Annotated in this window: 17 protein-coding genes and 1 other annotated feature; all 17 genes read left to right on the top strand. The window is 51.7% G+C overall.

Annotated features, from left to right (window positions below; translation table 11 throughout):
• The first annotated feature begins 2 nt into the window (after positions 1-2).
• The 17 genes from minD to yajC all read left to right on the top strand — a co-directional run bounded on the left by minD (position 3) and on the right by yajC (position 22,914).
• Positions 3-809, top strand: a complete 807-nt coding sequence (minD, locus tag JUF22_RS10235; protein ID WP_125765731.1) for a septum site-determining protein MinD — start codon at positions 3-5, stop codon at positions 807-809.
• Positions 810-1,119: 310 nt separating this feature from the next.
• Positions 1,120-1,346 (top strand) — a binding site (T-box leader).
• 181 nt (positions 1,347-1,527) lie between these two features.
• On the top strand, positions 1,528-2,169 hold the full coding sequence (locus tag JUF22_RS10230; RefSeq protein ID WP_203646113.1) for an amino acid ABC transporter permease: 642 nt from the start codon (positions 1,528-1,530) through the stop codon (positions 2,167-2,169).
• A gap of 18 nt (positions 2,170-2,187) precedes the next feature.
• A complete protein-coding gene (locus JUF22_RS10225; protein ID WP_125765733.1) occupies positions 2,188-2,823 on the top strand; it encodes an amino acid ABC transporter ATP-binding protein in 636 nt (211 codons plus the stop codon).
• A 12-nt stretch (positions 2,824-2,835) separates the two neighbouring features.
• On the top strand, positions 2,836-3,687 hold the full coding sequence (locus JUF22_RS10220) for an amino acid ABC transporter substrate-binding protein (RefSeq protein WP_203646112.1): 852 nt from the start codon (positions 2,836-2,838) through the stop codon (positions 3,685-3,687).
• A gap of 579 nt (positions 3,688-4,266) precedes the next feature.
• A complete protein-coding gene (gene yfmF / locus JUF22_RS10215; protein ID WP_203646111.1) occupies positions 4,267-5,547 on the top strand; it encodes an EF-P 5-aminopentanol modification-associated protein YfmF in 1,281 nt (426 codons plus the stop codon).
• On the top strand, positions 5,540-6,826 hold the full coding sequence (yfmH, locus tag JUF22_RS10210) for an EF-P 5-aminopentanol modification-associated protein YfmH (RefSeq protein WP_373306115.1): 1,287 nt from the start codon (positions 5,540-5,542) through the stop codon (positions 6,824-6,826). Before yfmF ends, yfmH begins: the two co-directional genes overlap by 8 nt.
• Before the next feature lie 112 nt (positions 6,827-6,938).
• The gene (locus JUF22_RS10205; RefSeq protein ID WP_203646109.1) at positions 6,939-7,880 is read left to right on the top strand and encodes a helix-turn-helix domain-containing protein; all 942 of its coding nucleotides are present in this window, start codon (positions 6,939-6,941) and stop codon (positions 7,878-7,880) included.
• Between the two features lie 71 nt (positions 7,881-7,951).
• Positions 7,952-8,539 carry a CDP-diacylglycerol--glycerol-3-phosphate 3-phosphatidyltransferase gene (gene pgsA / locus JUF22_RS10200; RefSeq protein WP_203646108.1) on the top strand — a complete coding sequence of 196 codons (588 nt, stop codon included), beginning with the start codon at positions 7,952-7,954 and terminating at the stop codon, positions 8,537-8,539.
• A 696-nt stretch (positions 8,540-9,235) separates the two neighbouring features.
• Positions 9,236-10,486 carry a competence/damage-inducible protein A gene (locus JUF22_RS10195; RefSeq protein WP_203646107.1) on the top strand — a complete coding sequence of 417 codons (1,251 nt, stop codon included), beginning with the start codon at positions 9,236-9,238 and terminating at the stop codon, positions 10,484-10,486.
• A gap of 91 nt (positions 10,487-10,577) precedes the next feature.
• Positions 10,578-11,714 carry a recombinase RecA gene (gene recA, locus JUF22_RS10190; protein WP_203646106.1) on the top strand — a complete coding sequence of 379 codons (1,137 nt, stop codon included), beginning with the start codon at positions 10,578-10,580 and terminating at the stop codon, positions 11,712-11,714.
• Positions 11,715-12,017: 303 nt separating this feature from the next.
• Complete coding sequence (gene rny, locus JUF22_RS10185; protein ID WP_203646105.1) at positions 12,018-13,577, top strand: ribonuclease Y; 1,560 nt, start codon at positions 12,018-12,020, stop codon at positions 13,575-13,577.
• A 430-nt stretch (positions 13,578-14,007) separates the two neighbouring features.
• Positions 14,008-14,802, top strand: a complete 795-nt coding sequence (locus JUF22_RS10180) for a TIGR00282 family metallophosphoesterase (protein WP_125765742.1) — start codon at positions 14,008-14,010, stop codon at positions 14,800-14,802.
• 28 nt (positions 14,803-14,830) lie between these two features.
• Positions 14,831-17,536 (top strand): DNA mismatch repair protein MutS, encoded by a 2,706-nt coding sequence (mutS, locus tag JUF22_RS10175; RefSeq protein WP_203646104.1) that lies wholly within the window; start codon positions 14,831-14,833, stop codon positions 17,534-17,536.
• A 398-nt stretch (positions 17,537-17,934) separates the two neighbouring features.
• Positions 17,935-19,935, top strand: a complete 2,001-nt coding sequence (gene mutL, locus JUF22_RS10170; protein WP_203646103.1) for a DNA mismatch repair endonuclease MutL — start codon at positions 17,935-17,937, stop codon at positions 19,933-19,935.
• A gap of 725 nt (positions 19,936-20,660) precedes the next feature.
• The gene (gene ruvA, locus JUF22_RS10165; RefSeq protein WP_203646102.1) at positions 20,661-21,266 is read left to right on the top strand and encodes a Holliday junction branch migration protein RuvA; all 606 of its coding nucleotides are present in this window, start codon (positions 20,661-20,663) and stop codon (positions 21,264-21,266) included.
• A 21-nt stretch (positions 21,267-21,287) separates the two neighbouring features.
• Positions 21,288-22,310: a Holliday junction branch migration DNA helicase RuvB gene (gene ruvB, locus JUF22_RS10160; protein WP_203646101.1), complete on the top strand. Its 1,023-nt coding sequence runs from the start codon at positions 21,288-21,290 to the stop codon at positions 22,308-22,310.
• 154 nt (positions 22,311-22,464) lie between these two features.
• The gene (gene yajC / locus JUF22_RS10155) at positions 22,465-22,914 is read left to right on the top strand and encodes a preprotein translocase subunit YajC (protein WP_203646100.1); all 450 of its coding nucleotides are present in this window, start codon (positions 22,465-22,467) and stop codon (positions 22,912-22,914) included.
• Positions 22,915-23,007: the final 93 nt, after the last annotated feature.

Below are 23,007 nucleotides of genomic sequence, written 5' to 3'. Positions count from 1 at the left end.
AAATGGGAAAAGCAATTGTGATCACCTCCGGTAAGGGTGGCGTTGGGAAAACCACGACCAGTGCCAACATCGGGACCGCGTTAGCCTTAATGGGCAAGCGGGTCTGCCTGATGGACTTGGACATTGGGTTGCGGAACCTAGACGTCGTGTTAGGCCTCGATAACCGCATCATCTACGATATCGTGGATGTGGCTGAGGGCCGCGCCAAATTACCACAAGCTTTGGTTAAGGATAAGCGGTTTGATGACAAGCTCTACTTGTTACCAGCTGCCCAAAACACAGATAAAACGGCCTTGCAGCCAGAACAAGTTAAGGAAATCGTTGACGAGTTAAAGCCCGAATACGATTACGTCTTGATCGATTGCCCAGCCGGTATCGAACAAGGCTTTATCAACGCCGTTTCCGGTGCCGATGCCGCTATCGTGGTGACGACGCCAGAAATTTCTGCCGTTCGGGATGCCGACCGGGTCGTTGGTCTGCTAGAACAACACCCCTTGACTGAAGCCCCACGGCTGTTGATCAACCGGATTCGCCGGAACATGATGCAGGACGGTTCCATGATGGATATCGATGAGATTACCCATCATCTTGGGATTGAATTGCTGGGCATTATCTTCGATGACGATGCCGTTATCACGACCTCCAATCAAGGGGAACCCGTGGTTATGCAAACGGACAATCCCGCTGGTCAGGGTTACCGCAACGTTGCTCGGCGTTTAGAGGGCGAAACGGTGCCGTTGATGAAGATTGAGGAACAAGAGGATACGGGCTTCTGGCACAAAGTCAGCAGCTGGTTCCACCGCGGCTAGGCACCTCTGCCGCGCCTTACCGGGTAACGAAAATGGCTCGGAACGCGTTTCAAAGTCGCCAGTTGGATTTCAGCTTAGAAGCTGAAATCCAACTCCCACGGCTGAAGCCATTTTCGTTACCCTCACGGCTTACACAGTGGTGGTTAGCCACGTGGAACAACTTTGTGATGCATATTGTTATTACGGAGTTGTTGTTAGGAGAGTTAGGCAAAAATTTATTTGGGTCGATGAAACCAATCCACTGAAAATAAATTTTGTGACAACTGGTCTTGACAGCGCCGTGAAAAAAACGTAGTATACTGTCAATGAATGAAAAACGTTGAACGGAAGAGTAGAACGGTTAAGGTTCTCCAGAAAGCCCCGATGATGGAAACGGGCGGACTTAACGATTCGAACCACATCTGTGAGTTGGCTTTCTGAAATGAGTAAGAAGGTCCGGGGTAGCCCGTTATCGCTGGAGTTGCTAGCAACTCGCTGAGGTTTTCGTAGTGATACGGAAACAAACAGAGGTGGAACCACGATGTGATCGTCCTCTTAGGTCTTTGGACCTAGGAGGGCGTTTTTTATTTCCCGCCAAATTTCTCAGCGCTTGTCGGCAACTCGTTGAGTCGGCGTGGCGTGAGCCCGTCGAGAACATGAGGTGGCACAGCGTTGAGACGCCCTCTTGAGAAGGTTATTTCTCGAGAGGGCTTTTTGTCGTTAAAGGAGGAGAATTGTTATGCACTATGTAAGTCAGATTTTACCATCGTTAATTTCCGGGACCGGAATGACGCTATCGATATTCTTTTGGACGATTATTATTGCGATTCCGCTGGGAATTCTGGTCGGTCTAGGCATGACCACGAATTTCAAACCGTTGACTTGGTTGATCAACATCTACGTGTGGTTGATGCGGGGAACGCCCTTGTTACTGCAATTAATTTTTGTTTTTTATGGGTTACCCATCATCGGCGTGGTGTTCCAACGGTATGACGCTGCCTTATTCGCCTTCATTTTGAACTACACGGCTTACTTCGCTGAAATTTTCCGGGGCGGCCTGCAAGCCATTCCAGAAGGGCAGTATGAAAGTGCCCGGGTTCTGCGGCTGACCAATTGGCAGACGTTACGGAAGATTGTGATTCCCCAAGTGGTTAAAATCGTCTTACCTTCCATTGGGAACGAAGTCATTAACTTGGTTAAGGATTCGTCCTTAGTTTACGTTATCGGGTTGGGCGACCTGTTGCGGGCCGGCAACGTGGCCATGGCGCGCGATGTCACGTTGGTGCCCATGTTGCTAGTCGGGGTCATTTACCTGCTGCTGACGGCCGTTTGCACGTTGGTCTTGAAGCGGATGGAAAAGCACTACAGTTTCTGGCGTTAAGGAAAGGATGGTCAACATATGTTAGAACTTAAAGGAATTACGAAAAAATTTGGTGGCAAGACCATCTTGGATAATATTAATTTGACCGTGACGGATGGCAAAATTTTAACCATTGTCGGACCATCCGGCGCCGGGAAAACGACGTTACTGCGGTGCATTAGTGGGTTGGCTTCAGTCGACAGTGGCCAATTTCTCCTGGATGGCAAGGCCTTTGATCCTGCCTCTAACCGGGACAACGATGCCGTGATTGGCGTCGTCTTCCAGGACTATCAACTCTTTCCTAATTTAACCGTCCGGCAAAACGTGACGTTGGCACCCACGATGGTGCTGAAGCAATCCGCTAAGGACGCTAATGAAGAAGCCGAACGTCTCCTGAAACAATTGGATTTGGGCGACAAGGCGGACCTGTTCCCTTACGAATTATCCGGGGGCCAGAAGCAGCGGGTCGCCATCGTACGGGCCCTGGCCATGCATCCCAAACTGTTGTGCTACGACGAACCCACGTCCGCGCTGGACCCTGACTTACGTCGAGAAGTGCAACAGATCATCGTTAAATTACGGGATGAGGGTATCACGCAAATTGTCGTGACCCATGATATTCCCTTTGCTGAAGCAATTGCGGACCAAATGCTCCGCGTGGAACCGAAGAACTAAGGAGGCCGCGAAATGAAAAGAGTATATCGTTTCTGGGTTCTTCTAGCCGTGGTGGCGGGATTCGGCACGCTGTTAGCCGGATGCAACAATGTCACCCAACGCGCCAATACCGATGACACCTGGTCGACCGTTCAGAAGAAAAAGCGGGTGGTCGTGGGCCTCGATGATAGTTTCGTACCCATGGGTTTCCGCCAAAAGAGTGGGAAGCTAGTCGGCTACGATATTGATTTAGCCCGGGCCGTGTTCAAACTCTACGGTATCAAGGTCGATTTTCAATCAATCGACTGGAGCATGAACGTGACCGAGCTGCACAACGGGACAATTGATTTGATTTGGAACGGCTTCTCCATCACGCCGCAACGAGCCAAGCAGGTGGCCTTCTCGGATACCTACTTGAACAACGACCAAGTGCTGGTCACGCTGAAGAAAAATCACATTACCTCGTATCGAGACATGACGGGCAAGGTCTTGGGCGCCCAAACCGGGTCTTCCGGGGCCAATGACATTGATGCCCACCCGAAGCTGTTGAAGAACCGCATCAAGAATCACGAAGCCGTCACGTACGACTCGTTTACCAACGCTTTCATCGATCTCAACGTCGGCCGGATTCAGGGGCTGTTGATCGACAGTACCTACGCCAATTACTACATCAAACACCAGGCGCACCCCGAAGACTACCGCGTCACGGTCGGTAGTTTCCCTAAGGAAAAATTTGCCGTGGGGACACGTAAAGGGGATGTGACCATGCGCAAGAAGATTAATGCCGGTTTGAAGCGGTTAGCTGCGAATGGGACCTTGCGTCAGATCAACAAGAAATGGTTCGGCGAAAACGTCGACACACCACTTTTACCTGATAGCAAGTAAAAAGTCGTGGGCTTTCAGTTCACCGGTTGCGTTAACTTTTAGGTAGTCATCTCAGAAAATTCAGGGGATGGCTATTTTTTTTGTAAAAATTGTGAGGCCGGTCGACAAAGGGGGACACCCGGGGAAAGACATTTACAAATTAATTCATATTTGCGTGCGGTTGCTTGTATTTATGCCGGGCTTCCCTTAAAATTAAACACCGATACGCTTGGTTTTAGTTAGGATACTAGCAAAATGGCTGAAAGAGTCATTGTGAAAAGTAACCAGTGCGAGACGATTTCAAACGCAACTAAAACCTAGAGTTGGTATAATCAAGAAATAATAAATAAGCGGTTGATGGGTTAAGCCAGTGTCAGCCGTGAGGATGGGTAAAATAGGCTCAGCCGTGGGAGTTTGCTTAGCGGTTTACCGCTTAGCAAACTGGTATCTTTGCGACTCGCACCACAGAGGCGCAAAGTAAGTCCGAAGACCGCACTATGGCTTCGGGCGTCCGCCCACAGCGTCCCGGCCTATTTTCCCCATCCGGTAAGGCGATGGCCTTAATCCCACCAACCAGATATTTAGAGGAGGCAATTGCGCGTGCATTTTCGCATACGAGACGGGGTAACGCTCGACCTGTTACCCACAAAACAATTTAAAACAATTGGCATTAAGGTGGACTTTGTTGCACCACTGACGGCCACGGCGATTACCGCGCGAGCCTTGTTGGCTCAGGTTCTAGAGACCAGTACGGCCGCTTACCCCACGCAGACGGCCTTGGCCCGTAAGCTGTCCCAGATGTATGGGGCCAGTTTCGGCATCAGTGTCGTTAAATTGGGGACGAAGCATGTGATTCGGTTGACCTGTTCCGTTGTCGATGAACAATACCTGAACCAATTTGCGGACCAAACCCCGCTCTTTGAACAGGGGATGGCGCTCCTGAAGGCCGTCCTGTTTGAACCACTGTTGCCAAATGGTCAGTTTGATCCGACCACGTTTACGCAACAACGCCAGAATTTATTAACGGCGATTAAATCCTTAGATGATGATAAACAATACCTGGCCAACCGGCGTTTACAAGAATTATTGTTCACCGGTCAACCCGCCCAGGCCATGAGTGCCTTGGGGGACACGACCACGTTGGGTGAGCTCAGTTCAGCCGACATTTTGGGCACCTATCACGACATGTTAGCCAACGATGCCATTCACGTGGCCGTTGTCGGTGATGTGACGGCAGAACGGGTGCAGGAAGCTTTGACCACCTGGCCACTGACTGACCGGACGATTACCGATGACTCACCGTACTACCGGTGGAATAAGCGCGATGAGGTGCAGTCCGGAGATGACCTGGCGCCAGTCGTGCAAGCCAAATTGAACCTGGCCTACCAGCTCCCAATTTACCGAGACGATGTGGACTTCATGGCTGCCGTTGTCTTTAACGCGGCCTTCGGGGGCACACCGTTGTCACTGTTGTTCACGAACGTTCGCGAAAAGGCCAGCTTGGCCTACTATGCCAGCAGCTCGTACAATCCTTTTACCGGAACCATGGGCGTGCAAAGCGGTATTCAGGCCCAGAACCAGGATCGCGTGATTGCCATTATTGGCGAACAACTGGCCGCCGTTCAACGCGGTGAGCTCAGTGAATCTTTGCTGGCCGAAGTGAAGGCCAGCCTGCTCAATGCCCGTCTGGCTGGACTGGACAGTCCCCAACGGAAATTAGTGGGGTTGTTGAACAGTGAATTGACCCATTTGACGGAACCGTTAAAGACTTGGCAAGAAAAATTAGCGGCGGTGACGGTGGCCGACGTGCAGCGCGTGGCGCAACAAGTCACGCTGCAGGCCACTTACTGCCTGCATGGAGGTGATCAGGATGCTGAATAAACAAGCGCACGACCGGTTGGGCGAAAACGTCTACCAAACCACGTTGGCCAATGGCTTAAAGGTCATTCTGGTCCCTAAAGTCGGTTTCCATAAGACCTTTGCCGTGATGACCACGGACTACGGGTCCACGGACAATGAATTTGTGCCCCGCGGACAACAGAAACCCGTTCGTTTTCCGGATGGGATTGCCCATTTCCTGGAACACAAACTGTTTGAGAAAAAGGACCACGACGCTTTTGACCTATTTGGTCAGTACGGGGCAAGTGCCAACGCCTTTACCAGCTTCACCCAGACCAGTTATTTATTTGCGACGACTAGCCATCTGCGTGAAAACCTGGATATTCTCCTCGACTTCGTGCAGGACCCGTACTTTACGGCCCAAACGGTCAACAAGGAAAAGGGGATTATTGGCCAGGAAATTCAGATGTACGATGATGACCCGGGTTGGCAGAGCTACTTTGGCATGATTGGCCAACTGTACCCCCGCGAGCCCTTGCACATCGACATTGCGGGGACCGTTGACTCCATCGACAAGATCACTGCGGACGACCTGTACGCCGCCTACAACACGTTCTATCACCCAAGCAACATGAGCCTGGTCGTGGTGGGGCAGCTTGAGCCGGAAGAAACGTTAAGCTGGATCACGGCTAATCAAGCTGGCAAGACCTTTGCGCCGGCCGAGCCGATTCAACGGATTCCTTCTGCGCAAACACCAGCCACGGAAATTGTACCAACGACAACGCGCCACTTAACGGTCAACCGGCCTAAGGTCAGCATTGGCCTGCGCGGGTACGATCAAGTGCCAGCGGGTAAGGCGGGGCTGGCATATAGTGATGCCATTTCGTTAGCGATGGACCTGTTATTTAACGATAGTAGCGACAATTACCTACGGCTGTATGATGCCAACGTGATTGATGATAGTTTTGGCTACGATTTCCAAGTCCAACGGGGGGCACATTTCGGCCAACTGGCGGGCGATACTGATCAGCCAGAATCTTTTGTCAGTGAACTAACTGCGATTTTAAATGATGGACCCGCACAACTACTGGCTGCCCGGGAGCAATTTGACCTGGTTAAACGCGAGGCGATTGGTCGGACGATTGGGGCCATCAACTCGGTCGAGGCCATTGCCAACCAGTACGACGGGTCGCTATTTGGCGGAACAACACTCTTCGATGAGTTGGCCGTGTTAGAGGCCATGACGTTCGCCGATGTGCAGGCGGCTTGGGCCCAATTTTCAGATGCCAGCCGGCAAACGGTCTACACGATTTTGCCCTAACGGAGGTTAAGAATCCGTTAAATCCTGAATTCTGGGAGTTGTGGCTGAAAATGCGGTGGCGCCTATGCTATACTGCTTATAGAGAAATTTTGAACAGGTGGAGAATTAAAACATGAGTGATAACAGCAAAATTACATTGGGAAAAACGCTGCGTGACGCGCGGATTGCGAAGGGGTACACCCTGGATGACCTGCAACAGACGACGAAGATTCAGAAGCGTTATCTGATTGCCATCGAAGATCAAAACTTTGATGAGTTGCCTGGGGACTTTTACGTGCGGGCATTTATCAAGCAGTACGCCGATATGGTCGACTTGGATGGCGCGGAACTGTTAAAGCAGTTCGACAGTGCTTTGCCGAGCACGCAGACGCAGGAGTATGTGGATAAGGTCAACGAAAGTAATCCGGAGACCCGTTCCCAACAACGTCAAGTCGATGAACGTTATGTCAAATTACGCCGGACAATTCCTGTGATTGGGATTGTCATCGTCGTCCTCGTGATCCTCGTGGGTATCTGGGTCGCCGCTTCACATAACGGCAACAATACCGCCAAGGACAACGTGGACAGCAGTTCTGTCAGTGTTTCTGGTAGCAGTTCCAACAAGACCAAGAGCAGTAGTAGCAAAAAGTCCTCGTCTAAGAAGTCTTCCTCAAAGAAGACCAAGACGCCAAGCTTTAAGAAGGTCAGCTCAACGACCTCAGGCTCAACTTGGGAAATGACGAACGCTTCCTCGAAGCCAAAGATGAGCTTGTCCGCAACTGGCAGTGCTTGGATGTCCGTGACCGTTAGTGGCTCGACCGTTTGGCAAGGCACCTTGTCAGCTTCGACGTCACATTCACTGACCATTCCAAGTTCCGCAACGAGCGTGACCCTGAAATTTGGGAACGCCCCAGCAACGTCCGTGAAGGTTGACGGGAAGAAGTTTGACTTCACTTCCGATACCAGCACCAGCAGTGCTTCCAGTTCAAGCACGACTTCGGGAACGACGACCACGTCTAGCGCAAGCACGACGACGTCTTCTCAAGTTCAAACGGTGACGTTGGAATTTAAGTAAGACTTAAGGCGGGTCGGTCCGTGGCGACCGGCGCGCCTTTTTTAGTTGGAAAATTTAAGGAGGAACCTTTCGTGAATCTACCAAATCGCTTAACCATTGTCCGGATCATCTTAATCCCGGTCTTCATTCTGTTACTAGTGTTGCCGTTAGACTGGGGCCAGGTCACCTGGCTAGGGACCGCTATTCCGGTTGCCCAAATCTGGGGCGCTCTGGTCTTTGCCGTGGCGTCTATCACTGACTTCTTGGATGGCCAAATTGCGCGGCGCAACCATTTAGTCACGAACTTTGGGAAGTTTGCCGATCCGCTGGCTGACAAGATGATCGTCATGACGGCCTTCATTCTGTTGGTATCGATGAATGCCGTCCCTGCCTGGGGCGTCGCCATCATCGTCTGCCGGGAACTAGCCGTCACGGGGTTACGACTGATTGTTGTGGAGACTGGGGGCAAGGTCCTCGCTGCGGCTTGGCCAGGTAAAATCAAGACCACGACGCAAATGGTCGGGATTATCCTGTTACTGTTGAACAACATTGGGTTTGGGAGTATCAATGTGCCGATGGCGCTGATTTTCTTCTACATCTGCTTGTTCTTCACGATTTACTCTGGGATCGATTACTTTGTCCAGAACCGCCAAGTCTTCGCCGAATCCTCCGCCGAATAACTGGGTTAAACCTGTCGTTGATTGCGCCTCCGGGCTGGTGAAAACTGGGCCGTGGCGCGGTGGGCGCACGTCCGGAGCCTGAAAAGCGGTCTCCGGACTTACTTTGAGCCGGAAAACACGTCTCAAAGATAGCAGTTATCTAAGCGGCTCTGCCGCTAAGGTAACTCCCACGGCTGAGCCCATTTTCACCAGCCCTGCGGCTAAGACTGGTTTAGCCCGTTATGCGTTACTCTTTACAGAATGTGTATTGCGGCAACGATGACTTTAAATTTATTTTGTGGATCGTATGACAGCTAGCGCTGGTGTGCGACCCTTTCTATAAGACCGCATCTCTGCGGCTAAGACTAGTTTAATCCGTTATTCACGTTTGCAGTGTGTGTACCGTGATAGGTGTTATTTGCTGATTCTCGGCTGATACAAAATTTAAAAATAGTCGGATGGCGATTCCCAGTTGTTAACGACTGGGGGTCGCCATTTTTGTTTGGATTTCTCACGATTTCTGAGGCAATATTAACCAGTTGTGGCGTGATTGTGGTAGGATTTTAGTACAGGTGTCGTTTCTTTGATGTGGTTGAAGAAACGGCTGAACGTTGTATTGTGGGCGTTTTGCTTGATATTAGAAAATAAATTTGAAAAAAATAAAATAAATCGCGTTTCATTACGAAGTTAACTTTAAGTCATCCAGGAGGGGTCAGCATGCAAGCAGAAATCATTGCCGTCGGAACCGAAATTCTATTGGGACAAATCGTTGATACGAATTCGGCCTTTATTGCCCGTGAATTGGCCGGGGCTGGTATCGAAGTTTATTACCATTCATTGGTTGGCGATAACGCTGACCGGCTGACGGCAGTGGTGAATCAGGCCCGTTCGCGGAGTGACTTGGTGATCATCAGTGGGGGACTTGGACCGACGAAGGATGATCTGACAAAACAGACCGTTGCCCACTTGTTGGGGGTGAAGCTGATTGAGGAGCCTGAAGCGATGGTCAAGATTCGTAAGCACTTTGCCACGGCAGAGCGGCCTATGACCCCTAACAATCGCTTACAGGCACTTTATCCTGAGGGGAGCCAACCACTCAAGAACCGGACTGGGATGGCTGTCGGGGCCTTTTATCAGGACCCTAACACGGCTGACATCATGTTATTGCCCGGGCCGCCTAGTGAAGCGGAGCCCATGTTTGCGGAACAGGCGGTTCCTTTGCTGAAAGCCACCTATCATCGGGATGAATACCTGGTATCGCGGGTCTTGCGGTTCTTTGGTATCGGTGAAGGGCAACTGGTGACCCTGCTGAGTGACCTGATTGATGGGCAAACGAACCCGACGATTGCCCCGTATGCCAAAGTAAATGAGGTCACGCTACGTTTGACGGCCCAGGCAAAGGATGAGGCTGCCGGTAATCAGCTGTTGGATGACATGACGGCGACCATCAAGGACCGTGTAGGCGATTATCTCTATGGCTATGGGGATGAAAACAGTTTGGCAGCGGTCGTGGTCAATGAAATGATTGACCGCCACCTGACGATTACGGGCGCTGAAAGTTTAACGGCGGGGAAGTTCCAGAGTACGCTGGGAGATGTCCCCGGGGTTTCGGCCATCTTTCCGGGCGGCTTCGTGACCTATGCCAATTCAGCTAAGCATGACCTGTTAGGAATCCCACAAGCTATCATTGCTGAAGATGGGGTCGTTAGTGCGGCCACGGCTCAGCAGATGGCGGAACGTTCCCGGGCGTTATTGGATACCGACTTTTCTCTGAGTTTTACCGGTGTAGCGGGGCCGGATGCCCTGGAAGGTCACCCAGCTGGGACCGTTTGGTTGGGCCTGGCGCAACGCGGACACGAACCGCGGGCCCGTCTGGTTCATTTGACGGGGACCCGAGCGGCTATTCGTGAGCGGTCTGTGATGACCGGTTTGGATTGGCTCCGCCGCGTCTTACACGGGTCAAAATAAAAGGGGAACTTTTGTTCTATTTTTACTTGCATTTTGCGAACAAAACCCGTATAGTGATACATGAATATTGATGCAACAAAGGAGGATTTGGATGGCTGACGAACGACAAGCGGCGTTGGATAAAGCGCTGAAGAAAATTGAAAAAGATTTCGGTAAAGGTTCGATCATGCGGCTAGGTGACAACAGTAACCTGGACATTGAAACCGTTCCATCTGGCTCGTTGGCCCTTGATGTGGCCTTGGGTGTTGGTGGTTACCCACGTGGACGAATCGTTGAAATTTACGGTCCAGAATCATCAGGTAAAACGACCGTGGCCTTGCACGCCGTAGCGGAAGTTCAAAAGCGGGGCGGGACTGCAGCTTATATTGATGCAGAAAACGCTCTGGATCCGGCTTACGCAACTGCGTTAGGGGTTAACATCGACCAATTACTTTTGTCACAACCTGATACGGGTGAACAAGGTCTGCAAATTGCAGATGCCTTGATCTCTAGTGGGGCCGTGGACATTGTGGTTGTCGATTCCGTTGCCGCTTTGGTTCCCCGTGCGGAAATCGAAGGGGAAATGGGTGATGCCCATGTGGGTCTGCAAGCCCGTCTGATGTCTCAAGCATTGCGGAAATTATCCGGGACGATTAACAAGACGAAGACGATTGCACTCTTCATTAACCAAATTCGTGAAAAAGTTGGGGTTATGTTTGGTAACCCTGAAGTTACGCCTGGTGGTCGTGCGTTGAAGTTCTACGCCACGGTTCGGTTGGAAGTTCGCCGGGCTGAACAGATCAAAGACGGCACCGATGTTATCGGTAACCGGACACGAATCAAGGTCGTTAAGAACAAGGTTGCGCCGCCATTCAAGCGGGCTGAAGTCGACATCATGTATGGTAAGGGAATTTCCCAAACCGGTGAATTGCTCGACATGGCCGTTGAAAAGGACATTGTTGATAAGAGTGGGTCCTGGTACTCTTACGGCGAAGACCGAATTGGTCAAGGTCGTGAGAATGCTAAGGCATACTTGGCTGACCATCCAGACATGATGGCTGAAGTTAACCAACGTGTTCGGGCAGCTTATGGTGTTGGCGAAGGTGACGACGCCGATGACGGTAAGAAGGCTGCTGGTAAAGACAGTAAGCCAACCGACAAGAAGGACGCCAAAGCCGATGCCCCTAAGGACAAAAGCAAGCCAGAACAAAGTGAATTAATTCCGGACAAGAACAAGCCTGGTAAATAAAACGAAACGCTAGTCATCCTGTGAGGTGGCTGGCGTTTTTTGTTTGGTGTCGTGACTGAAAACAGGGCAGGGAGTGGCTAGTGCTCGCATTTGATTCTACCTTCGCATGCTACGTGTGATTTTTCTGGCAACACTGGTTTATCACCCGAAACGAATAAATCCGCACGGACCCACCAGTTTCCGGTGAGTTTAGTTGACAGCGTTCATGGCAACCATTAAAATTGAAGTTGCGTCAGTTATTAAATCAACATCTTAAAAAGTCTGATTTTAAATTAGTCATTTTGATGATGCGGAGGTGGAATCATGAGTGTTCCAATTATAATCCTCGCAATCATCGCTATCGTTGTTGGTGTTGTGGGCGGGTATTATTTTCGTAAATCTGTCCACGAGCGAAAGCTAGATGCGGCTAAGTACACTGCTGAAGGTGTACTGGCTGAAGCTAAGAAGCAAGCTGAGACTGCCACGAAGGAATCTTTATTAGAGGCCAAGGAAGACAGTCATAAGTACCGCGCAGAGGTCGAAACCGAGCTGAAAGAACGTCGTGCCGAAGTTCAGAAGCAAGAAGATCGCTTGATTCAACGTGAAGAAACGTTAGACCGGAAAGATAATTCTCTGGAAAAACGCGAAAACTCTTTGAATCGTCGGGACAAGAAGCTAAGTGCTGAAGAGCAGAATTTAGCAAAGAAGCAACAGCAAGCAGACTCACTGATTGAAAAACGCCAAGCTGCGGTTGAAGACGTAGCTGCTTTATCCCAGGATGATGCACGGGACCTGATTATTTCCGAGGCCAAAAAGGCTTTGGCAGGCGAACGGGCAAAGATGATTAAAGAAAGCGAAGAAACGGCGCGGAAGACAGCTCAGGCAAATGCCAAAGACCTGATTGTCTCCGCCATTCAACGGAGTGCCGCCGACATGGTTACGGAAACCACAATTACTGTGGTGACGTTGCCTAATGACGACATGAAGGGCCGAATCATCGGCCGTGAAGGACGGAATATTCGGACGTTAGAGACTCTGACCGGGATTGACCTGATCATTGATGATACGCCAGAAGCCGTCGTTTTGAGTGGCTTTGACCCGTTACGGCGAGAAGTTGCGAAGATTGCTCTCGAGAAGTTAATCCAAGACGGGCGAATTCACCCGGCACGGATTGAAGAAATGGTAGCCAAGGCGAAAAAAGAACTGGACGAACATGTCCGGGAGCTTGGCGAGCAAGCAACCTTTGACTTGGGGATTCATTCCATGCATCCCGAAATGGTCAAACTGGTTGGTCGCATGAATTTCCGAATTTCTCATGGGCAAAACGCGTTGGCCCATTCAATCGAAGTTGCCAAGATCACTGGGGTGTTGGCTGCTGAATTAGGTGAGGATGTTACGTTAGCAAAACGTGCAGGATTATTACATGATATTGGCCGCGCTGCAGAGCATGAAGACGATAGCTCGTACATCACGACGGGCACGGAACTCGCAAAGAAGTACCGTGAAAGTTCCGTTGTGGTTAACGCTATCGCAGCTCAAGCAGATCAAACGGCACCGCAATCCGTTATTGCGGAACTGGTTGGGACCGCTGATGTTATTTCAGCCACCCGGCCAGGCGCACGCTCAGATTCTCTGGAAAGTTACATCCACCGGTTGGACAAGCTGGAAACCGTTGCCAATGCATTTGACGGCGTCGACCACAGCTTTGCCATTCAGGCGGGACGAGAGGTTCGAGTTATTGTGCGGCCCGAGAAGATTTCCGACACGGATGCCGTTGTCTTGGCACGCGACATCAAGAAACAAATTGAGGGCGACCTGGATTACCCAGGCCACGTCAAAGTTTCCGTCATCCGGGAAGTCCGGTCAGTTGAATATGCGAAATAAGTCAGAGAAGCTAGGCCATTTGGTCCTAGCTTTTTTACGTTTTTGTAGAAAGAAAGCGGGATTGACTAGCTGGCTTATAGGAGAACTAAACAAAATTGAAAACAGAGGGGCTAAGCGGCCGTTAACCGCAGGGCTGGTGCAAATGGGTTCAGCCGTGGGAATTGTCTAAACGGCTGGCCGTTTAGACAATTGGTATCTTTGAGATGCGTTTTTAGCAGCTCAAAGTAAGTCTGAAGACCGCTCCTCAGGCTTCAGACGTCCGCCCACCGCGTTCCAATCCCATTTTCACCAGTCCGGAGGTGCGTGAACGGGGGATTAGCTCAGATTTAACTCACGCAGGATTAGAAAAACCATGGTAAAATAGAGGTTATTTACGAGAACTGGTCACAAGAGCCAGGCGGGCCAAAACGGTCTAGATAGGGGAACGAAGATGCGTATTTTATTTGTTGGTGACGTTGTTGGAAATATTGGTGTGGATATGATTCATGAGTACCTCCCCCAATTAAAGCGGGACTTAAAGCCCCAAGTCACCATCGTCAACGGGGAAAATTCAACCCCCGTTGGTCGCGGTATCAGTCAAAGTATTTACAAGCAGCTCTTAAAAGATGGCGCCGATGTGGTCACGATGGGAAACCATACCTGGGACAACGCCGAACTCTATGATTTCATTGGTGGCGCCAACCGGCTAGTTCGGCCCGCTAACTTCCCTGGTGATACGCCGGGACAGGGCTGGACGAAGGTCAAAGTGAACCAACAAGTGTTGGCCGTTGTCAACATGCAAGGCCGGGTCTTCATGAACCCCATGGACGATCCCTTTGCGAAAATGAAGGAGTTACTGCCAGAACTGGACACGGATTTTGTCTTCGTTGATTTCCATGCGGAAACGACCAGTGAGAAACGGGCCTTTGCGATGCGCTATGCCGGTAAGGTTTCCGCCGTCGTTGGCACCCATACGCACGTGCAGACCAGTGACGCGCAGGTTCTGCGTGGCGGCACGGCCTTCATGACCGAAGCCGGCATGACCGGTCCCGCCGACAGTGTTTTGGGGATGCAGGCCGATAGCGTCATCGAACGCTTTGAAAACCAACGGCCAACCCGCTACACGGTCCAAGAAGTCGGTCCCGGAATTCTCTCCGGTGCCGTCATTGACTTAAACGATAAAACGGGGCACGCGGCTAGCATCAAGCCAATCTTGATCAGCCCACAACACCCGTACCAAAGCTAAACGATAACGGAAGGATGAACCATTTTTCATGACGAAAACGAACACGACGCCCATGATGGTGCAGTACCAAAAGATTAAAGATCAGTATCCCGATGCGTTCTTGTTCTACCGGCTCGGGGACTTTTATGAAATGTTCAATGAAGACGCCGTCAAGGGTTCGCAATTGCTGGAGCTGACGTTGACGACCCGGAGTCACAGTGCCAAGAACCCGATTCCGATGTGTGGGGTGCCGCACAAGGCCGTGCAAAACTACATCGACATTTTGGTGGATCAGGGCTACAAGGTTGCCGTTTGTGAACAAATGGAGGACCCGAAGTTAGCCAAGGGAATGGTTAAGCGAGAGGTCATTCAACTGGTGACCCCAGGGACCCAGACCGATACCGGCGCTGCCGGCGCCAAGCGGAACAACTACTTGACCGCCCTAACCATGAGCACTAAGTCACAATACGGCTTGGCCTACACCGACTTGTCGACCGGGGAACTCAAGGCCGCTGAAATCAGTGGTGACGACCCCGTCATGAATGAATTAATGAGCCTGCAGACCAAGGAAGTCGTCGTGGATACCACGATTGACGATGAGTTGAAGGCTCGGATGAAACAGCTCGGCATGATGATTTCTAATCAAGACGAGATTCAATCAAGTTCCGAGCTCAGTTACGTGGAGCAGGACCTACAGACCGATTTGCTGAAGCAAGTTGTTGGTGTCCTGGTGACCTACGTGACGGTGACGCAGAAACGCAGTCTGGCGCATTTACAACGGGCCGTGGCTTACCGACCAACCGCCTTTTTGAAGATGGACCATTCCTCACAAAGCAACCTGGAAATCACCCAGAACTTACGAACCAAGAAAAAATCGGGGACCTTACTGTGGCTCTTGGACCAAACCAAGACGGCCATGGGGGGGCGGCTACTGAAGCAATGGTTAGATCGGCCGCTGATTGACCGGCAACAGATTGAAGAACGGCAGGACAAGGTCGGCGCGTTACTCGACCACTATTTTGAACGCAATAATTTGCAGGAAGAATTGGTTAAGGTCTATGACCTGGAACGCTTAGCCGGGCGCGTAGCCTTCGGAAGCGTAAACGGCCGGGACTTAATCCAGCTGCAAACGTCCTTGGAACAGGTACCACAAATCCAGCACACGATTGAAGAGCTGGACGAACCGGTCTTTGATGACACGCTGGCCGGATTGGACCCCGTGGAAGATGTCGCGGCGGCCATTCGGGAGGCCATTGTGCCCGAACCCCCAATCTCCGTTTCCGACGGTGGGGTGATTCGTGATGGGTTCAACGCCCAATTGGACGAGTACCGCGATGCCATGCGTAACGGGAAGACCTGGCTGGCCGAAATGGAAGCCCACGAACGTGAAGTAACCGGGATCAATAACCTGAAGATTGGCTACAACCACGTCTTCGGGTACTACATCGAGGTCACCAAGGTCAACCTGGACAAATTGCCGGCTGACCGGTACGAACGAAAGCAGACGCTGGCTAACGCCGAACGGTTCTCAACGCCTGAGCTGAAGGATAAGGAACGCTTGATCTTAGAGGCCGAGGAGAAATCCGTTGCGCTGGAATATAAATTATTTGTTGATCTGCGTGAACAGGTTAAACTGGCCATCACCCGGCTACAGAAATTAGCCGCCGCTATTGCCAGTCTAGACGTGCTCCAAAGTTTTGCCGTCGTCAGCGAGGACTATCACTTCATCAAGCCAACGTTGATTGAAGGGCATAATTTAGCCATTAAACAGGGCCGACATCCCGTGGTCGAAAAGGTTTTGGGTCGTCAATCATACGTCCCTAATGATGTCATGATGGATGAACAAACCAACATCTTACTGATTACCGGGCCGAACATGTCCGGGAAGAGTACCTACATGCGGCAACTGGCCCTGACCGTAATTATGGCGCAGATGGGGTGTTTCGTGCCCGCAGAGTCCGCCCAGATGCCCATCTTTGACCAAATTTTCACCCGAATCGGGGCCGCAGATGACCTGATTTCTGGGCAAAGTACCTTCATGGTGGAAATGCAAGAGGCCAACCACGCGTTGAGTCAAGCTACCGCCAACAGCCTGATCTTATTCGATGAAATCGGGCGGGGCACGGCCACGTATGACGGGATGGCGCTGGCCCAGGCCATTATCGAATACGTTCACAACCGGGTCCACGCCAAGACGTTGTTCTCAACCCACTACCACGAGTTAACGGCGTTAGACCAGTCCTTAAAGCAGTTACGCAACGTCCATGTGGGCGCTGTCGAACGCGATGGCGACCTGGTCTTCTTACACCAAATGCAACCGGGTCCCGCGGACAAGTCTTACGGGATTCACGTGGCCAAATTGGCCGGGATGCCAACGAAGCTGTTAGACCGTGCTGAGGTCATCTTAGAGGACCTGGAACAGTCAGCTGAGGACCAACCCCTGTCCACACCAGAAACGGCGCAGGCACCTATTCAAACGGCCCCAACGGCATCAGAATCGACGGCTCCCGTGCAGGAGCAACCGGCAGAGACAGTTAAGCCGGAACCGGCTGTCAGCGAACCAACCCCAGAACCAAGCGAGCCGGCAGAACCAGCTACCGATCAACAGCTCTCGTTGTTCACGGAAGAGCCAGAGCTGAATCCGGCTCAGGCCAAGGTGCTGGCACAAATTTCCGACCTGAACCTGATGGGGATGACCCCAATGGCCATCATGAACCAGGTTTACCAATGGCAACAGAAATTGGCGAAGAAGTAAACAGCTTTGATGATGTTAAGTTGGCTGGCCAAAAGGGACTACGAGTCGTTTGGGTGGCAGATTTAGCAGAGATAACCTAAAATTGTTTGCGAATGGCGCTAGGCTAACTAAAAACAAATTATCGTGATAATAAAGTAAGACAATGAAAAATGGTGGTCGATGTGAGTGACCAGAGGTGGATCAAGGTTCTCAGCTGTGTCGGTGGTCTTAGTTGAGTGTGTTTCTCAACTTAGAGCACGGGCCGACCTTGGAGACTGGTGATTTTCCAGGCTTCAAGGCGAGCTGGAAGACCGTTTCTCAGGCTGGAAGCGGGCCCCACAGCAGGGAACCTTGAATCCACCGTCGGGAACGGATGCATCCACCATTTTTTATTTACGCAATGAGAGGAAGGGTCGTTGATGGCCAAAATTCATGAATTAGCGTCGGTCTTAGCCGACCAGATTGCCGCGGGTGAAGTGGTTGAACGGCCCGCATCCGTGGTCAAGGAACTGGTCGAAAACGCAGTCGACGCCCACAGTAAACAGATTGATATCACGGTCGAGGAGGCCGGGTTACAACGGATTACCGTGGTTGATGACGGGGACGGCATCGCGGATGAAGATACCGAGATGGCCTTCAAACGCCACGCCACCAGTAAGATTACCGACCGGCGGGACCTCTTTCGTATCAAATCCCTGGGGTTCCGGGGTGAAGCCCTACCTAGTATCGCTTCCGTGGCCGACGTCACGATGACGACCTCGACCGGGAGTGTTGGCACGTTGATTCACAACGTGGGCGGCATCATCAAGGAACACACCGCCGCGGCCGCTCGCAAGGGGACCACGATTACCGTCAAGGACCTCTTTGGCAACGTGCCGGCACGCTTGAAGTATTTGAAATCACCAGCCACCGAGCTAGCCCGGATCACGGATATCGTCAACCGGCTGGCCTTAAGCTATCCCGACGTGGCGTTTTCCCTGGTCCACAACGGTCGTGAGCTTACCCGGACAGCCGGGCGGGGCGACCTGCAACAGGTGATTGCCGGCATTTATGGCGTCCAGAGCGCCCGGAAGATGGTAGCCATCAATGGCAAGAACCCAGATTTTCAGGTGAGCGGTTACGTGAGCTTGCCCGAGTTGACGCGGGCAAGTCGGCAGTACATTTCGTTACTGCTAAATGGCCGGTACATTCACAATTTTCAATTGAGCAAGGCTTTGATTGCCGGGTACGGGTCCAAGCTGATGGTCGGCCGTTACCCGCTGGCCGTACTGGATATTAAAATGGACCCCTTACTGGTGGACGTGAACGTGCATCCAACCAAGCAAGAGGTCCGCATCAGTGAAGAGCCGGAACTGACGCAGCTGATTCAGGACACCGTGTTCAAGCGGCTTTCCCGGGAGAATTTGATTCCGGATGTCTTCGATGAAATGCCAACGAAAAAGCGGGAAGCCGCCACCACGGATCAACTGACCATGGCGTTAAACGACGTCTCGGCCAAGTATGATATGTCGGCGCGCCACACCCAGCCAGCGCCACAACCGGCCGAGAGTGCGGCATCAACGCCTACACCGGCGCAACCAGCCGCAACACCGGCCGCTGGCCCGCAACCGTTGAGCACGCCAGAAGAGGTCCCGGTTGAGCCTGTGGTCGTGCATGACAAGCAGGATTTCCAATTGCCAGCCGTCCAGGAATTTGATGAGAAATATCAAACGGAACGGGTTGCCGCACCCCTGGGTGGGTCAACGCCGCCCGTTGAGGAACCGGTCGCCGAAGTTTCATTGACGGCGCCCGAACCGCCAGCCCAACGCTTCCCTCAGTTACGCTACCTGGGGCAGGTCCACGGCACGTACCTGTTGGCCGAGGCCGATGATGGGCTATATTTAGTCGACCAACACGCCGCACAGGAACGGGTGAACTATGAGTTCTACCGCCAGGCAATCGGCGAGGTCAGCGATGACGAGCAGAAATTGTTGGTGCCCATCGTCTTGGATTACCCGACGACGGACGTCTTGGAACTGACCAATCACTTGGAAACGTTAGCTAGTGTGGGCATCAACCTCGAGTCATTTGGCCCGAATAGTTTCATCGTGCACGAACACCCAACTTGGTTCAAGGCCGGGCAGGAGACCGATACCATTAAAGAAATGATTGACTGGGTCTTAAAGGACGGCAAGATTTCCGTGGCGGCTTTCCGGGAAAAGACGGCCATCATGATGAGCTGTAAGCGCGCCATCAAGGCCAATCATCACCTGGACGACCAGCAGGCTCGCGCTTTACTGGTGAAATTATCCACAGCGGAGAACCCGTTCAACTGTCCTCACGGCCGACCAGTGCTGGTCCATTTCACGGATCAGGACTTGGAAAAGCTGTTTAAACGGATTCAGGATCCACACCACTCCGGCGACGACTGGGGCGAATAGGTGGTCTTAAATTCTTCCGGCAGCTAAGGCCCACACCTGTGGGGACCGACTGAAGCCAAAGAGCGGTCTTCAGTCTCGCTTTGAGCTTGCCAAGAGCGCAATCTCAAAGTCGTCCCGGGACCTAAGCCGGCGAAAAACACCGACTAAGGTCCCCGACACAGGTGTGGGCCTTAGCTGCCTCCAGAATGACCACCTATTCGGTTCGCTTTTGTTTTTGCTTTGCTTGTCCCAGTTGACTGTCTCCGGCTAACCGCTCAGTTATTGCTGGGCTAGATTCTATTTTTTGGCGTCAGAAAACTCAGAACAGAATCTATAGTCTAAGTTGAGCCAAGTGTGGTACAATTTAAAAAAGCAAACATATGTTTTCTTAAAGATAGATAGATGAATAAGACGCTTGAGGCTGGCTAACAATCAGTCAGTTTTGAGCTAGTAAAAATGTCTCGGCCAATGTAAGTGACCAGAGGCGGGCCAAACTGACCAGCTGTGTCGGTGGTCTTGGCTGAGGGATTTTTCTCAGCCTAGAGCACGGGACGGCCTTGGAAACTCGTGATTCTTAGCGAGGTTTCAAGACGAGGCCCCAGACCGCTTCTCAGGCTGGAGCCGTTCCCCACAGCAGGGCAGTTTGAGCCCGCCGCCGGGAACGAAAGCATCGGCCCGACTTCGTTTTTACTAGCTAACTGATCCGGTCATTTACCTGGATGCAAGCGCAAAGGAGACTAACTGGCATGTATGAATACCTTCATGGCACGATTGCGGCGGTCTATCCGGACCACGTGGTCGTTGACGTTAACGGGGTGGGTTATCTGGTCAATACCGCTAACCCTTACCGCTACGCCGTTGGCACCACACCAGTCACGATTTACGTCTATCAGGCGGTGAGTGACACGGCGCAGACCCTTTACGGTTTCGCAGATTTTGCTGAAAAACAATTGTTCCTAAAATTAATCAACGTTAACGGTATTGGGCCCAAGAGTGCACTGGCGATTCTGGCCAATCCGGACCATCAAGGGCTGATGTTGGCGATTAAGACCAACGATATCAGCTTCCTGACGAAGTTCCCCGGAATTGGGAAGAAGACTGCTGGCCAGATTGTCTTGGACCTGCAGAACAAGTTGGATGACCTGGCACCAGTCGACGATGGGGCCTTGTTCACACCCGAAGCCGTCACGACTGGCGAGGGAAATCCGAAATTGGATGACGCGATTGCGGCTTTGACAGCACTGGGATACAAGGCCGCTGCCGTTAAAAAAATCACGCCGCAGTTGCGGAAATTTGCCGGCGACTCGACCAATGATTATCTGAGCGAAGGCTTACGTTTATTGACAAACTAGTTTTTGAAAGGAGGCTGACCCATGACTGATGATGAACGTGTCGTGTCACCGGAACCAGCGGATGATAACGAAGACTCGATTGAAAAATCATTGCGACCGCAAACCCTGGCCCAGTATATCGGTCAGGACCCCATCAAACACGAATTGTCCGTCTACATTCAGGCGGCCAAGCAACGGGAAGAATCCTTGGACCACGTGCTGTTGTATGGACCACCTGGTTTAGGGAAGACGACCTTGGCGATGGTGATTGCTAACGAAATGGACGTACACATCCGCACGACCAGTGGTCCGGCGATTGAAAAGCCGGGCGACCTGGTGGCTTTACTCAACGAACTGCAACCGGGGGATATTCTCTTCATTGATGAAATTCACCGGCTACCGAAAATTGTTGAGGAAATGCTCTACTCCGCAATGGAAGATTTCTACATTGATATCGTGGTGGGGCAGGGGCCAACCGCCCATCCGGTGCACTTCCCGTTGCCACCATTCACGCTGATTGGGGCCACGACCCGGGCCGGCTTGTTGTCCGCACCGTTGCGGGACCGGTTTGGCATCGTGGAACACATGGCTTACTACCAAACGCAAGATCTCCAAGAAATTGTGACGCGGTCGGCGGACATTTTTAACACGCGCATCGCAACTGAGGGGGCCCACGAGATTGCCTTACGCTCACGGGGCACGCCCCGAATTGCGAACCGCTTGTTGAAACGGATTCGGGATTTTGCGGAAGTCTCGCCTGATCATACCGAGATTGACCTAGCCATCGTGAACCATGCGCTGAAATTACTGCGAGTGGATTCGGCCGGGCTAGACGCCACTGACATCAAGCTGTTGGAAACCATGATCGATTACTATAATGGTGGACCAGTCGGGTTGAATACTTTGGCGGCCAATGTCGGTGAGGAAACGGAAACTGTCGCGGCCATGTACGAGCCCTATCTCCTGCAGCGCGGGTATTTGAAACGCACAGCCCGGGGACGGGTCGTCACGCCGGCGGGGTATGAACATCTCGGCCGCCAATTCCCACAACAGGAAAATGGTTAAGCGCCTGATCGATAGCGTCCGTCCGCGGTGACAAGCCGTTTCTGAAAGTACGCGGCAATGCCGAACGTCTAAAGAATTTCTAGAAATAATTGGACGGATTCCCCGTATTCTGGTAAAGTTGTCCAATAGATAGAATATAAAGGGGTGAACAAATGTGTTTGATAATTTAAATATTGCTGCTGGCGCTGCCGGTGGTTACTCAACGTTGATTATCTTAGTTGTCTTCTTGGGGTTGATGTACTTCTTAATGTTACGTCCACAACAAAAACAACAAAAGAAGCATCGTGACATGATGAGCGAACTTAAAAAGGGCGACCACGTCATCACGATTGGCCGGTTACACGGTGTGATCGACGAAATCAACCAAGCTGACCAAACGGTTACCTTGGATTGCGACGGGATCTACTTGGTCTTTGACTTGCGTGCCATTGCCCAAGTAACGTCTCAAGCACCACAAGCCGTTACGGCCCCAGCCGCTAACGACGCAACCAGTGAAGCAGCCAGCGAGGATCAACCCGCTGAAGATGCCACTGAAGAACCAGCAAGTGACGCCGCTGTAAGTGACGAAACTGCTGAAAAAACTGACGATGACTCAGCTAAATAAGACATCAAAAAGTTCGGTCTCCTAGAGGCCGTTTTTTTTTCGGCCAAATTTTGAGTGAACGGTGAGTAAAAGCCGAAGAATTACGGGAAAAAG

It is taken from the genome of Levilactobacillus lanxiensis (assembly GCF_016861655.1).
Taxonomy (GTDB): Bacteria; Bacillota; Bacilli; order Lactobacillales; family Lactobacillaceae; genus Levilactobacillus; species Levilactobacillus lanxiensis.
The sequence above is the reverse complement of the archived record's forward strand: the minus strand, read 5'-3'. Positions and strand labels throughout refer to the sequence as shown.

What these genes read in the sequence shown, in the direction of transcription:
- minD (WP_125765731.1), top strand. Translation starts at nt 3, where the DNA reads ATGGGAAAAGCAATTGTGATCACCTCCGGTAAGGGTGGCGTTGGGAAA.
- JUF22_RS10205 (WP_203646109.1), top strand. Translation starts at nt 6,939, where the DNA reads ATGAGTGATAACAGCAAAATTACATTGGGAAAAACGCTGCGTGACGCG.
- JUF22_RS10225 (WP_125765733.1), top strand. Translation starts at nt 2,188, where the DNA reads ATGTTAGAACTTAAAGGAATTACGAAAAAATTTGGTGGCAAGACCATC.
- JUF22_RS10220 (WP_203646112.1), top strand. Translation starts at nt 2,836, where the DNA reads ATGAAAAGAGTATATCGTTTCTGGGTTCTTCTAGCCGTGGTGGCGGGA.
- mutL (WP_203646103.1), top strand. Translation starts at nt 17,935, where the DNA reads ATGGCCAAAATTCATGAATTAGCGTCGGTCTTAGCCGACCAGATTGCC.
- JUF22_RS10195 (WP_203646107.1), top strand. Translation starts at nt 9,236, where the DNA reads ATGCAAGCAGAAATCATTGCCGTCGGAACCGAAATTCTATTGGGACAA.
- JUF22_RS10180 (WP_125765742.1), top strand. Translation starts at nt 14,008, where the DNA reads ATGCGTATTTTATTTGTTGGTGACGTTGTTGGAAATATTGGTGTGGAT.
- mutS (WP_203646104.1), top strand. Translation starts at nt 14,831, where the DNA reads ATGACGAAAACGAACACGACGCCCATGATGGTGCAGTACCAAAAGATT.
- JUF22_RS10230 (WP_203646113.1), top strand. Translation starts at nt 1,528, where the DNA reads ATGCACTATGTAAGTCAGATTTTACCATCGTTAATTTCCGGGACCGGA.
- rny (WP_203646105.1), top strand. Translation starts at nt 12,018, where the DNA reads ATGAGTGTTCCAATTATAATCCTCGCAATCATCGCTATCGTTGTTGGT.
- recA (WP_203646106.1), top strand. Translation starts at nt 10,578, where the DNA reads ATGGCTGACGAACGACAAGCGGCGTTGGATAAAGCGCTGAAGAAAATT.
- ruvA (WP_203646102.1), top strand. Translation starts at nt 20,661, where the DNA reads ATGTATGAATACCTTCATGGCACGATTGCGGCGGTCTATCCGGACCAC.
- ruvB (WP_203646101.1), top strand. Translation starts at nt 21,288, where the DNA reads ATGACTGATGATGAACGTGTCGTGTCACCGGAACCAGCGGATGATAAC.